Origin of the sequence: Nocardia sp. NPDC051787, from assembly GCF_040681325.1 — a bacterium.
Taxonomy (GTDB): Bacteria; Actinomycetota; Actinomycetes; order Mycobacteriales; family Mycobacteriaceae; genus Nocardia.
This window is the reverse complement of the sequence record NZ_JBFAYO010000049.1, coordinates 24844-37855: the sequence shown is the minus strand read 5'-3', so window position 1 is coordinate 37855 and position 13012 is coordinate 24844. Positions and strand designations below refer to the sequence as shown.

The 13012-nt window shown below is 67.1% G+C and carries 12 protein-coding genes and 1 tRNA gene; 6 read left to right on the top strand and 7 right to left on the bottom strand.

Annotated elements, in window-relative coordinates:
• Positions 1–833 (bottom strand): trehalose-6-phosphate synthase (locus tag AB0M45_RS32165; RefSeq protein WP_364336923.1); only part of this gene is annotated, 833 nt, incomplete at its 3' end.
• Between the two features lie 84 nt (positions 834–917).
• Positions 918–1088, bottom strand: a complete 171-nt coding sequence (locus AB0M45_RS32160) for a hypothetical protein (protein ID WP_169333842.1) — start codon at positions 1086–1088, stop codon at positions 918–920.
• A gap of 187 nt (positions 1089–1275) precedes the next feature.
• Between AB0M45_RS32160 and AB0M45_RS32155 the strand changes: the two genes are divergently transcribed.
• The 3 genes from AB0M45_RS32155 to AB0M45_RS32145 all read left to right on the top strand — a co-directional run bounded on the left by AB0M45_RS32155 (position 1276) and on the right by AB0M45_RS32145 (position 2704).
• Entirely contained in the window at positions 1276–2109 is an 834-nt protein-coding gene (locus tag AB0M45_RS32155; protein ID WP_364336918.1) for an alpha/beta hydrolase, read from the top strand.
• Positions 2110–2277: 168 nt separating this feature from the next.
• The gene (locus AB0M45_RS32150) at positions 2278–2520 is read left to right on the top strand and encodes an MbtH family protein (RefSeq protein ID WP_040773625.1); all 243 of its coding nucleotides are present in this window, start codon (positions 2278–2280) and stop codon (positions 2518–2520) included.
• Positions 2521–2629: 109 nt separating this feature from the next.
• Positions 2630–2704 (top strand) — tRNA-Thr (locus AB0M45_RS32145).
• A 411-nt stretch (positions 2705–3115) separates the two neighbouring features.
• Here the strand turns inward: AB0M45_RS32145 and AB0M45_RS32140 are convergent.
• Positions 3116–3961, bottom strand: coding sequence for a hypothetical protein (locus AB0M45_RS32140; RefSeq protein ID WP_364336915.1), 846 nt, complete (start codon positions 3959–3961; stop codon positions 3116–3118).
• A gap of 82 nt (positions 3962–4043) precedes the next feature.
• On the bottom strand, positions 4044–5186 hold the full coding sequence (locus AB0M45_RS32135) for a helix-turn-helix transcriptional regulator (RefSeq protein ID WP_364336913.1): 1143 nt from the start codon (positions 5184–5186) through the stop codon (positions 4044–4046).
• A gap of 974 nt (positions 5187–6160) precedes the next feature.
• Here AB0M45_RS32135 and AB0M45_RS32130 point away from each other — a divergent pair.
• A complete protein-coding gene (locus AB0M45_RS32130; RefSeq protein WP_364336911.1) occupies positions 6161–7879 on the top strand; it encodes a glycoside hydrolase domain-containing protein in 1719 nt (572 codons plus the stop codon).
• A gap of 107 nt (positions 7880–7986) precedes the next feature.
• Here AB0M45_RS32130 and AB0M45_RS32125 read toward each other — a convergent pair whose 3' ends face one another.
• Both AB0M45_RS32125 and AB0M45_RS32120 read right to left on the bottom strand, forming a co-directional pair.
• Complete coding sequence (locus AB0M45_RS32125; RefSeq protein WP_364336909.1) at positions 7987–8412, bottom strand: HIT family protein; 426 nt, start codon at positions 8410–8412, stop codon at positions 7987–7989.
• A 48-nt stretch (positions 8413–8460) separates the two neighbouring features.
• On the bottom strand, positions 8461–8838 hold the full coding sequence (locus AB0M45_RS32120; protein WP_364336907.1) for a PH domain-containing protein: 378 nt from the start codon (positions 8836–8838) through the stop codon (positions 8461–8463).
• Positions 8839–9182: 344 nt separating this feature from the next.
• On the opposite strand from AB0M45_RS32120, the gene purD reads away from it, so the two are divergent.
• Positions 9183–10475: a phosphoribosylamine--glycine ligase gene (purD, locus tag AB0M45_RS32115; protein ID WP_364336905.1), complete on the top strand. Its 1293-nt coding sequence runs from the start codon at positions 9183–9185 to the stop codon at positions 10473–10475.
• 314 nt (positions 10476–10789) lie between these two features.
• Here purD and AB0M45_RS32110 read toward each other — a convergent pair whose 3' ends face one another.
• A complete protein-coding gene (locus tag AB0M45_RS32110) occupies positions 10790–11767 on the bottom strand; it encodes a M23 family metallopeptidase (RefSeq protein ID WP_364336903.1) in 978 nt (325 codons plus the stop codon).
• Between the two features lie 51 nt (positions 11768–11818).
• Here AB0M45_RS32110 and AB0M45_RS32105 point away from each other — a divergent pair, with 51 nt between their 5' ends.
• Complete coding sequence (locus tag AB0M45_RS32105) at positions 11819–12988, top strand: pyridoxal phosphate-dependent aminotransferase (RefSeq protein WP_364336901.1); 1170 nt, start codon at positions 11819–11821, stop codon at positions 12986–12988.
• Positions 12989–13012 lie beyond the last annotated feature (24 nt).

Genomic DNA, 13012 nt, shown 5'->3' with positions numbered 1-13012 from the left:
GTTGTTGTGGGGTTGTGGGGGGTTTTTTTTTTTCTTTTGGTCCCCGCCCGGCGCCTACCACTACCTACCCCCCGGCGCCGCCGCGTTGTGTGCCCCCCCCCCCCCCCCCCGCCCGGCCCGCCCCCCTGGCCGGCCAGCCGACGAGCCAGGTAGAGGAAGTTCTGCGCGCCGCCGGGGAGATGGAAGCCGATCAGGTCGGCGCCGAGCAGACCCTCGACGATCTCGGTCCGCCATGGCATCTGCATGAACAGCTCGACCGGCGGGAACGGGATGTGCAGGAAGAACCCGATGGTCAGATCCGGGCGCAGCATGCGCAGCATCTTGGGCACCAGCTGGAGCTGGTAGTCCTGCACCCATACGGTCGCGCCCTCGGCGGCGACCTTGGCGGTGGCCTCGGCGAAACGCCGGTTCACGGTGACGTAGGCGCTCCACCACTTGCGGTCGTAGACCGGCCGCACGATCACGTCGTGGTAGAGCGGCCACAGCGTGCCGTTGGAGAAGCCCTCGTAGTAGTCGGCCACCTCCTGCGCCGCCAGCGGGACCGGGTGCAGTTCGAGGCCGTCCTCGATGATCGGGTCGACCTCCACGTCGGGGACTCCGGCCCAGCCGACCCACGCGCCCTTGTTGTTGCGCAAGACCGGTTCCAGCGCGGTGACCAGACCGCCTGGGCTGCGTTTCCATCGGGTGGTGCCATCGGGGAGTCGATCGAGATCGACGGGGAGTCGGTTGGCGACGACGACGAAACCGGAGCCCGCGTCGGGACCGGTGGTTCCGGTCGCGGTGTCAGCAGTCGAGGTGTCTCTGGCGTGCTCGGAGTCGTCGGACGGGTTCATCTGGTCCACTCACGCATCCTTTGCGCGTTGCTGTATCCCGCTGGAGTTGTGTAGTCGACGTCGCCGTTGGCGTCGAGAACGAGACTATTCGCCCCGAGCGCTCGGTCCAATACCCAACATAGACAACAACATCCGGCATTCGTCGGCATCTTCGGCATAGGCCGCGACCACCCGCTGCGCCTGGCGCGCGGTCTCGTCGGCGAGTGGCTCCAGATCGTCGTCCGCAATGTCGTTGGCGCTGCCCTTCGCGGCCATTGTCAAGTCCTCCCGGCTCGTGCGCTCGTACGTGCGAAAAGTCAATGGTATGCGACGCTGGAAGAGGCGTCCGCCGGGGCGCCGACCGCCGCACGGCACGCGACACCAGGTCACCCCGGTCGGTGCGCCGACCCCGTCGGTCCCTATACCGTGGGGAGCGCAGCACCAACTCCACGAAAGGGTCGATATGCCGCTGGCCACGGTGAACGGGATTTCCCTCAACTACCAGGTGAAGGGTGACCGCGCCAGGGGCACCGACGTCAAGGGCTCCGCGCCGCTGGTGGTCATGATCATGGGCACCGGCAGTCCTGGCCGGGTGTGGGAGCTGCACCAGGTTCCGGCGCTGGTCGCGGCCGGTTACCGGGTATGCACCTTCGACAACCGCGGGATCGCGCCGTCCTTCGAGGCGGCTTCCGGCATGACCATCGACGACCTGGTCGCCGACACGGCCGCCCTCATCGAATTCCTCGGCGAGGGTCCCGCCCTGGTTGTCGGTACCTCGATGGGCGCAAGGGTGGCCCAGGAACTGGCGCTGGCCCGCCCCGACCTGGTGCGCAAGGCGGTGTTCATGGCCGGCCACGGGCGGCTGGACCAATTCCAGAAGACGCTGTCGCTCGGCGAACACGAGCTGGACGCCAGCGGGGTGAAACTGCCGCCGAAATACGACGCCGCGATTACCGCGGTGATGAATCTCTCGCCTGCCACCATGGCCGAGCCGAACGCCGCCCGCGACTGGCTCGACCTGTTCGAGTTCACCGGCGGACCGGTTCCGCCCGGCATCCGCGCGCAGCGCAGGATGGACCACGATTTCGATCGGGTGCAGGCATACCGGGCGATTCGAGTGCCCTGCCTCTCGGTCGGATTCGCCGACGACCGGATGATTCCGCCGTACCTGTCCAGGGAGATCGCCGACGTGATCCCCGGTGCGCGATACCAGGAGGTGCCGGACGCCGGACATTTCGGATATTTGGAACGGCCGGAGGCGGTCAACAAGATTCTGCTCGACTTCTTTGCGGGCTGATTGCGTGGCGGCCGACGTGGCCGCCGGGTAAGCGCCCAGGCGTAACGTCTTGCTTGCTAGTGTCGAAACAACGCTCGGGAACGCTCGGCGCCGGTGGCTTGTGAAAACCCGGCGCCGGGCGAACCAGGAGCGATCCCGTACATTGCGCCAGTATCCAGTGAGGTGAAATTGAGCACCAACCCCTTCGATGATGAAGACGGCCGCTTCTTCGTCCTGGTCAACGACGAGGAACAGCACTCCCTGTGGCCCGCCTTCGCAGAGGTTCCAGCCGGATGGCGAGTCGTGTTCGGCGAGGACAGCCGCGCCGCTTGCGTCGAGTACGTGGAGAAGAACTGGACCGACATGCGTCCGAAGAGCCTGCGCGACGCCATGGCCGCGGACGATGCGGCCCGCCAGGGAGCGCAGCCCTGATCCGGCGGTAATCGATACTGCGCCGGGGATGATTCGACCGCCGCTGCGTGACACCGAAACCCGGTGTCACGCAGTCGGCGTACCCGGTTATGATGACAACCGCTTTCCCGCCTCCTTAGCTCAGTGGTAGAGCACTCGCCTTGTAAGCGAGCGGTCGTCAGTTCAATCCTGACAGGGGGCTCCAGAACGAGCTCGACGAGCTGACATTGCTCATCATCCCGAAAAGGAGCTTATCGATCGCCCCCGGTCGAGGGATCCGCGCTGGTCTTGCGAGCGCTCCATGATTTGGCCGACCGGCATGTTGGGCGATAGCGCGTGGTCACGCTCGGTAGGAACTCGGCCAATCTGGATGATCGTGGCCAGCTCGGGTGCTTCTGGTCCGACCCGAGAAAGAAGGCTCGGTCCGTCGAGCGCAGCAGACTCGGTGTCATGACCGATGACCCCGGGGAACGCACAGCTTGGCTCGTCGGTACCGCATGGCAGCACCGTCAACGACAGGTTCTCCCCGTACGAGGCTTCGATCATTCCCTCGCGCCGGTACCTACCGACGGGACAGCCGCTCGGCACCCGTGAGGGATGGCGGCGCGGATGCGCGTCAGGGCTCCGGCCGGACGAACTTCATGAACCAGTGACCGCGGATGTTGTCCGACGCAGTGAAGAAGGGATGGTGCGGATCGGTCATCTGGCGGAAAAGGAACTCCGAGGCCGTGCACTCGAAACGGCTGCCCTTGCCGAGGCTGTCGACGGCGTAGACGGGCCACCGGTCGGGATCGGGCCCCTCGGTGATCCAGAAGAACGTCTCTTGGTGTTCGTTGCTCGACCAGGGAATCACCCCGCCCGGGGCCGGAAAGGGTGGATGTTCGTCTCCCGGCGCCAGGTCATCACCGGCGTAGTACCCGGCATGCCAGCTCAGTTCCTCCGGGGAGAAGACCTCAAAGAACAAGTCGAACAGGCCGTCGCAGCCGAATGTCTCGACGATCTTCTTGTAGTCGCTCGGCAGAGAAGTGCCCACGCGGGACTCGACCGCGTCCCAGTCGGTCGCGATCACCGGCGGCGCTGTCCCTCCGGTGATCGCGACCAGACGTTCCACCCAGGACATCTCCGCGGGAAGCTCGTCCGGGCGCGGCAAGTTCCGCTCCATGACGGCCATGACCGGTCCTCCGTCCTGGCCCCGCCCGAGCACCACCGCCCGCACACCCCACACCCAGGCGTGCGTCCAGCCGACCTGCTCCCCGAACGGCAACGGCGGCAGCCCGTGGGTTGGGGAAAACGGGCTCGCATACCGCTTGGTGAGCGTCTTCACCAGGCCGTCCACGTCCACACCGCCGGAGACCGGCAGGCATGCATGCCCGCCCGGATGCCCGGGCTCGTCGCACGTCAGATCGCCGGCATCTCCGTGCATGGAGCGGGCCACGGCCGCCGCCAGCTGATCACCATCCATAGAGAGCATCCAACCACCCGCCATTGATAACGGGCTACGCACCAGCGGAGACCAGGATGCCGTCGAAATTCCGCGGCTGAGTTCAGCGGTGCTCACCTGCTGTCTGGCCAGCCGGGTCGATCTCCGCCATCAACATGCGCAGGGTGAGCGAGTGTTTCTCCGGGGGCAGCGCGCCCAGTGCCGCCCGCGCCAGTTTCACTCCCTGAGCCCGGTCCCCGGCCCGAACCAGCATCAAGCCGCGATGCATGTCCAAGTGGGTCGCGAATCGAGGCAGGGAATCGGGCAGCTCGGCCCGCGCCGCCTCCTGTGCCTGGACCGCTAGCCGTTCGTCGCCGAGCCGTGCGGCGAGCAGGGACAGGAAGACGTTCACGCGCCACCACGGCACCGCGTAGTCGGAGGTCTGCTCCTCGGAGCCGGAACGGTCGAACGCGTGGCGGCCGTCGTCGATCAGCTGACGGGCGGTGTGGGTGTCGCCTCGGAGTGCAGCGGCATGCGCCTTCCCCCATATCGCATTGAGACGGCCGAGACCAGGTCGCTCGGAGATTGCCAGGGCTTGGTCGGCGAATTCGTGCGCGACCGGCAACCCCGCGCCTTCGTAACCGAGGGCGATAGCGGCCCGGCCGCGAACCCAAGTCCGGATGTCGGTGCCACCGGAGCGGTCCGCCGCTTCGGCGGCCATGCGATACCACGAGATCGCCTTGTTTCCGTCGGAGCCGGGGTAGGTCTTCGCGAACAGGGTCATGAGCCGGGCGGCGACGGCCCACATGCGGGGGGAATCGAGTTGCTGTTGCAGCACGACCAGGTCGGCGGCGAGCCGCTGCTGTATCTGTGCCGCGCCCTGGCTCATATAGTCGCTGCCGTACTGAGAAAGCTTTCCTTCCCACTCCTCGATCACTGGCCCGGTCGAATGCAGCCGTGCGGAAAACCCGTGCGAGAGAAGATCCGATGCCACGACCGGTGCGATCGAGGTAGCGGCAAGATGCGATAGGAACTCACGCCGGTTCACATCGGCCTCCAACAAACTCAGCGGACAATCCAGCACCGTCGCCAGATGGCGCAGCCAGAATGGCGACGGCTCGGTTCTGCCTGACTCCCAGTGCCGCGAGATGTATTCCCGCGTCATGTTGTAACCCGACACCTTGGACAGCTGAGCCGCCAATCTGCCTTGGCTCCAGCTTTTGGCGGTGCGCAACTGCCTGATCAGATCGCCTGTGGCCCCCGACATATCACGAGCCTGCCACCTACCCGGCCGCAAATGCCCGCCGAACGGTGGAATGCCACCTCCATGCCACTAGCACGGGTACGGCTGACCTCGCCGCGCAGCGTCCTGCCAGTCATGCCACCAGGGGTGCCACTGCTGCCAGCGCCGTATGCGCGGAACGCTCTAGAGGCAGGCCCCGGCGCGGGGATGTTCGTCAGTGGTCGTCGCGCTCTGACGATTCCCCCGCGCCGGGTGCCCACACCAAGACACGCGAACACGGCAGGGGAGAAACGGGTGGCGTTCAACTGGTGGCGGGAAGCCGAGCCGGATGAAACATCGGCGCAAGCGATCATCGACCGCGTGCAGGACGAGTGGCGAGCTGAACGCCGCCGCGCACGTGCCCGGGATGAGCAGGCGGCCGAGCCTATCTGCGCTGGGCTATGGCCTACCGGATGGCCGCATGAGGCACCGGACCACCCGCTGAGTGTGCCGGACGCGCATTGGACCATGCAGCGGCATCGTGGATGTCGCGCCGACGAGTGCCCGCGCAAGGCAGCGGCGCGACAAACGCTGATCGACGTTGGGCGAATAGTGCCCGATACATTCCGTGGGTATCGATGACTTAGGTTCTGTGGCCGCACTTTGGCTGCGGACAGCTACGGATCGAGGTCTGCGGCATGATCATTCGAGTCCGGTTGGCGCGTAACAGCGGAGCGGGCGACCAGTACGAAGCGCTGCTAACGATGGGCATACTTTCGCGCTGAAGTGAGCATGTTGTCGGCAACGGGAATCTGTGCAGGCGACCAGGTCTCGCTGCGGGTTCGGGGAGGTCACGGGCAAACACCAGATGGGGAACAACCCGTGCAGGGTTGCATCTCCTGTTAACATCGCGCCGAATCTCACTATGTCGGGGTTCACCACATGTCGAAAGTTGTTGAGATGTACGAACATAACGCGTTACTGCAAACCAGCACGCGGACTCGTACGGGGGGTGCGCGATGACTGAGCTGATCGACTTCTCCGCCGCGTTGATCGAACCGCAAGCGATCAAGGACGCTGGATATGCCGGTGTCATCGGCTACTTCAGCGATTCGCGGCCGGGCACGAATTTCGGAGCGAAGCCGCTGCGGCGGGAATACTGCGACCGATTACGTGCCATCGGGCTCGAAATAGTGACCAATTACCAGTACGGCAAAGGTGACACGTCGGATTGGAAAGGGGGCTACGACGCGGGCGTGCATCATGCGCGAATCGCGCTGAACTACCATCTCGCGGCGGGTGGACCGGGCTTCCGGCCGCTGTATGCCCCGGTCGACGCGAACCCGTCCCTGGACGAGTGGAATTCGCTGATCGCTCCGTTCTTACGGGGGTGGGCGTCGGTGGTCGGCCTCGAGTGGACCGGCATGTACGGCAACGCGCGGTGCATCGACTGGGCGCTCGAGGACGGTGTCGCCACGTGGTTCTGGCAACACAACTGGTCCGGTGATCCCTCGATCAACGGGGATCATCCGGCCGCGCACATCCACCAGATCCGCATCGACAGCGACCGGGTTGGGGGCGTTGTGGTGGATGTGAACAAAGTTCTCGCCGGCGACTACGGGCAGTGGTCGAAGGCGGCGAATCCTGATGAAGGGGGAAACATGAACAAGCCGGAGTACACCGAAATCGACCGTATGGGCAACTCCGCGTCCAGCCGTCACGGGGCGCGGATCACCAACTTCCTGCTCCACACCCAGGAGGGCAACGGAACCGCGGAGAGCCTGGCGAACTACCTCAACAATCCGAACAATGGCGTGAGCTACCACTACACGGTCCGCGATCGCATCGTCGTCGACGTCGTCGACACCGACCTGGCGAGCTGGTCTGTGCTGGACGCGAATCCGTACACGATCAACCTGTGCTTCGCAGGCAGCCGCGCCGCGTGGAGCCGAGACGATTGGTTGCGCATCCGCGACGATATCCGGATCGCGGCGTGGCTGGCGGTGCAGGACGCCAGGAAATACGGTTTCGACACGCATGTCATCGCGCCGCCATATGAACGACGGGAAGGGATCTCCGACCACAAGTACGTGACCGAAGTTCTCGGGTTCGGTACGCACACGGATGTCGGACCGAACTTCCCGTGGGATGTCTTCGCGGACGATGTGCGCGGGTTCGCCACTGGCGAACCGGGCGGCGGGTCGGAGCCGAACGCGATCAATGACAGCGCCGCCGCGAATCCGTGGCTGGGCAGACGGATCACCGAGGGTGAAGTCGCGACGCCCGACGGTGTGGGCCGCTTCGCCCAGTTCGAGCACGGCTACATCTACTGGCATCCCGACACCGGCGCACACCCCATCCCGGAAACGCTGTGGGCGAAGTTCGAGGAATTGCGCTGGGAGGCGGGTCCACTCGGCTATCCGGTCACGGACCGTACCGTCTTGCACGGGTCGGATGGCCAGCCCTCGGGCGAGGTCCAAGGGTTCCAGGGCGGCGCGCTCTACCGGCAGCAATCCAGCGAGCTCGCCTTCTGGGTGCACGGCGCGATCCGTGACCGCTGGAACCGCTCCGGTGCCGAGAACGGGCCGCTGGGCTGGCCGAAGACCGACGAAATCCCCTGGGACACCGGCACCTACCAGGACTTCGAGCACGGCCGGATCTACTGGACCCCGAGCCAGACCCTGGCCACGGTCGCGATCGGCGGAGTCGATACTCCGCTGCACGACGTGGCGAGCTGACGAGATAGAGGCGAAAGGCAAGGGGCCGACCGCGACGAGCGGTCGGCCCCTATACCTGCACCCAGGTGACGACTGATCTCGTACGCACATGGGTAGAGGCGGGCTAGCTATCCCGGGACGTTGGCGCCGTAACCGAGGTCGCGCAGTGCCTGCTTGATCTTGGTCTGGGCCTCGTCCAAGGATTCGGGGCTCGGATTCGGGTCGGCGCCGGAGATGTCGAAATCACCCAGGGTGAAGGCCGGGAAGACGTGCACATGCAAGTGCGGCACTTCCAAACCGGCGATCAGCAGACCGGCGCGCGGCGCGTCCCACGCCGCGCGCACGGCTTGACCGATCTTCTGCGCGACGCCGGTCAGCCGGGCGAAGGTGTTGGTGTCGACGTCCTGCCACTGGTCGATTTCCTTGCGCGGCACGACCAGGGTGTGGCCCGGGGTGATCGGGGCGATGGTGAGGAAGCCGACAAACTCGTCGTCCTCCCAGACGAATCGGCCCGGGAGTTGACCGGCGATGATCGCACTGAAGACAGAAGCCATGTTCCGCAGACTAGACCGGCCCGCACACCGCGGTGCGGCACCGGCGCGCTACACCGCGACGAAGTGCGACAGGATGCCCTGCACCTCGTAGATGTCCACCTGGCGGTTGAATCGCTTCAGTAGCGGCTCGGGGATGCCCGCGATCCAGATGGCCAGTTCGGCATCCAGGTCGAAGGTGCCCGCGGTCTCCACCGAGAAATGGGTGATCGCGCGGTAGGGGACGCTGTGGTAGCTCACCTTGCGGCCGGTGACGCCCTGCTTGTCGATCAGGATCAGGCGGCGGTTTGTGAACAGCATGGCGTCGCGGACCAGCAGGTACGCGGCGTAGACCTGTTCACCGTTGCCGAGGAGCTTGGCATACTCCTGTTGCGCCTGGCCCGGATCGATCCGGCCGGCATTCCCCATCAGTCCATCGATCAGACCCATGGTAAGCACATCCTTCCGGTGCTCCGGTGTGGTCGGAACTGGGCGTGATCGCCCACATCCGTTGTCCCCATTCATCATCCCCCGCGCACGGACCGGCAGCGGTGAAGTCGGCAACCGGCTCGTTCAGGTGGTAGCTGCCTCGCATTCGCTGGGCCCGGCGCGAGCTGCGGGCGGGTTCGGTCCGGCTGGCGCCTGTACTGCGGCTGCCCCAGCCTCGATCGGCCTGGTGTGGGCTGTTGACGGACCGGGTCCGGCCGGGTCTGTTGCGCGGCTGCCGGCCTTCGCTCCATCCGGCGCGGGGCCGCGGACGGACCGCGTCCGGCCACGCCCATTAGTCTGTTGCCGTGCGTGTACTCGTCATCGGTTCCGGAGCCCGTGAACATGCCCTCGTCCTGGCCCTGCGCCGGGACCCCGCGGTGACCGCGCTGTTCGCCGCCCCCGGCAATGCGGGGATCGCCCAGCACGCGGAGGTCCGCCCGGTGGACCCGTGCGCCGCCGAAGACGTGGTCGCGCTGGCCACCGAGGTGGACGCCGACCTAGTGGTGATCGGGCCCGAGGTTCCCCTCGTGCTCGGGGTCGCCGACGCGGTCCGCGCCGCGGGCATCGCCTGCTTCGGTCCGTCGGCCGCCGCCGCCAGGATCGAGGGGTCCAAGGCGTTCGCCAAGGACGTGATGGCCGCGGCCGGCGTGCGCACCGCGCACAGCGAGGTCGTGGACAGCCCGGCCGAACTGGATGACGCACTCGACCGCTTCGGACCGACGTGGGTGGTCAAGGACGACGGCCTGGCCGCGGGCAAGGGCGTCGTGGTCACCGCCGACCGCTCCGCCGCGCGCGAGCACGGCGCGGAACTGCTCGAGCAGGGCCATCCGGTACTGCTGGAATCGTTCCTGGACGGGCCGGAAGTATCGCTGTTCTGCCTGGTCGACGGCGAGACCGTGGTGCCGCTGTTGCCCGCGCAGGACCACAAGCGCGTCGGCGACGGCGACACCGGCCCGAACACCGGCGGCATGGGCGCCTACACGCCGCTGCCCTGGCTGCCCGAGCAGACCGTCACGGCGATCGTCGAGGACGTGGTGAAACCCGTTGCCGCGGAATTGGTGCGGCGCGGCAGCGGATTCTCCGGCCTGCTCTACGCGGGCCTGGCGATCGGCAAGGACGGTCCCGCCGTGGTCGAATTCAATTGCCGCTTCGGCGATCCCGAGACGCAAGCGGTGCTCGCGCTGCTGGACAGCCCGCTGGGCGAGCTGCTCAACGCCACCGCCACCGGCACGCTCGCGCAGCTCGCGCCGCCACGCTGGCGCGATGGCGCCGCGATCACCGTGGTACTCGCCGCGGAGAACTACCCGGGCCGCCCGCGCATCGGCGACGCCATCTCCGGCGCGGGCGAGGGCGCGCTCGACGACACCGCCACGGTCCTGCACGCGGGAACCGCGCAGCGAGAAGACGGCGCGCTGGTCTCCGCGGGCGGCCGGGTGCTGAACGTGGTCGGCGTCGGCGCCGACCTGGTCGAGGCTCGCACGCGCGCCTACGACCGCATCGCCGCGATCAAGCTCCCCGGCAGCCACTACCGCACGGACATCGGCCTTGCCGCCGTCGAGGAGCGCATTACTGTCTCCTCCGCCTCGCCGGGTCTTTAGGCCGTACTAACCGGGTGCCGCCGGATTTGCGTTCAGGCCCCGCGTTGGTAGCCGACCGTCACCTGTGGCCGTGCCAGCATGCAGACCGAGAGTGGTCCGCGAAGGCGGCCACGTCGATCCGCGCCAATGGCTTGCGGGCTGCGGGCCAAGGGCCTCGGCGCAAGAGGACCGCGAGGCGCGACAACTGATCTCGCGAGCACATGGGTAACTCGCCGGGTACCCCCAGAACTTACGCGGCACCCAACGCAGGACCTGAACGCAATTCAGACGTCACCTGACTAGTACGGCCTGAAGACGCGGAGAGGCGGGGGAGCTCAGCCGAAGGTCAGTCCGCGTAGTGCCAGCCAGTGCAGCGGGTCTACGTGGCGGCCGCCGACGAGCACCTCGAAATGCAAGTGCGGGCCGGTCGAGTCGCCGCGGTTGCCCATGCGGGCGATCTGCATGCCCGCGGGCACGCGTTCGCCGACCGAGACGAAGAAGTCGTACATGTGCCCGTAGACGGTGACACTGCCGTCGTCGTGGCGGATCCGCACCCAGAGCCCGAAGCCCTGGGCCGGTCCCGCGTCGATCACCGTGCCGTCGGCGACCGCGTAGATCGGAGTGCCGATCGGCGCCGCGATGTCGATCCCGTTGTGGAAGGTGCCCCAGCGGGAACCGAACCCGGAGGTGAACACGCCGCGGGTGGGCAGGACGAAGCCGCCGCTGCCCGGCAGCACCGCCCCTGGCTGCACCGGCGCGCTTCCGGTCAGCCACGGCTGACGCTCACCGGCGGTCGCGGCGGCAGCCTCGGCCTTGGCGCGTTCCAGGGTGGCGCGCGCGGCCGCGGCGACCACGGCCTGCTCGCGCAGCCGCTCGCCGTTGGCGATCGCGTTCAGCAACCGGCGCACTGATGGCGGCGTGCTCTGTACCTGCGGTGGATAGGCGACGGCGACGCGCTGGGCGCGGTCAGGAGCCGGGGTGCGTGTGGTGACCCTCCCGACGAACGAGGTGTCGCCCGCGGCGAACAACGCGACCGCGGTGAGCCCAGCCAGCAGCACTCTGTGTTGGCGCGCCAGCGCGAGCACATCCTCGCCACTGGGCCTGCGCTGCCACAGGGCGCCCAGATCCGGTCGGCGTTCCCATTGGGTCCGCAACTCGGATCGGCGCGCCCACAGGACACGCGGATCCAGTCTTCCGAACACCCGTCTCGCGGGACGTTCCGGCGGGCGCGCACGCCAGTTACGCGGAATGACCCCGATGCCACCCACTCCGCGTACTCGGTCGAGCCGTTCTCGTCGAGCTTTCTCGAGCATTACGCAGACCATAACCGCGACCGGGCCCGCTGGTGCTCTACCGTCTGTCGAGTGTCCAGAGAATCTCGCCGGTCGACCATTCCACCTTTCTACGTGATGGATGTCTGGAAAGCCGCCGCGGAACGCGCCAGAACACACGGCGACGTGCTCGTCCTCGCCGCGGGGCAGCCGTCGACACCGGCGCCCGCACCGGTGCTGCGTGCGACGAGACTGGCCATCGAGTCCGAATTGCTCGGTTACACCGAGACTTTCGGCATCCTGGCGCTGCGCGAAGCGATCGCCGAACACCATCGCGAGACCTACGGCTACCAGGTCGACCCGGACGACGTGGTGGTGACGACCGGCTCGTCCGGCGCCTTCTCGCTGATCTTCCTCGCCGCCTTCGATCCCGGCGACACGGTCGTGGTCGCGCGCCCGGGCTATCCGGCCTATCGCAACACGCTCGCCGCGCTCGGTTGCCGCGTGCTGGAGCTGGACTGCGGAGCCCAGACCCGATTCCAGCCCACCGTCGCGATGCTGGACGCTCTGCCGGAACCACCAGCGGGTCTGATCGTGGCCAGTCCCGCCAACCCCACCGGGACCATGATCGCCCCCGCCGAACTCGCCGCGCTGGCCCGCTGGTGCGAGGAGCACGGCACGCTGCTGATCTCCGACGAGATCTACCACGGCATCACCTACGACAACTCCAGCGCCGACAGCGCGACATCGTCGGCCTGGGAGACATCGCGGGAATCGGTGGTGATCGGCTCGGTCTCCAAGTACTTCTCCATGACGGGCTGGCGGCTCGGCTGGATGCTGGTGCCGAGCGGATTGCGGCCCGCACTGCAACGACTGGCTTCGAACCTGACCGTCTGCCCGCCCGCCATCTCGCAGTACGCGGCCATGCACGCGTTCGGCGCGGAGGCCAAGGAGGAATTAGACGGGCACGTCCGGCGGTACGCGGTGAACCGACAGCTGCTGCTGGACGGCCTGCCGAAGCTGGGCATCACCGACCTCGCCCCCGCCGACGGCGCCTTCTACGCCTATGCCGACATCGGCCACCTCACCGACGACTCCCGGGCATGGTGTGCGGACGTGCTGAACCACACTGGGGTCGCGCTCGCGCCAGGGGTCGATTTCGACACCGTCAACGGGCACCACACGGTGCGCTTCTCCTTCGCCGGAGCCACGGCGGACATCGAGGCGGCGCTGCTGCGTCTAGGGCACTATCTGACTCGCTGAACTGACTGTCGTGCAACAACTTTC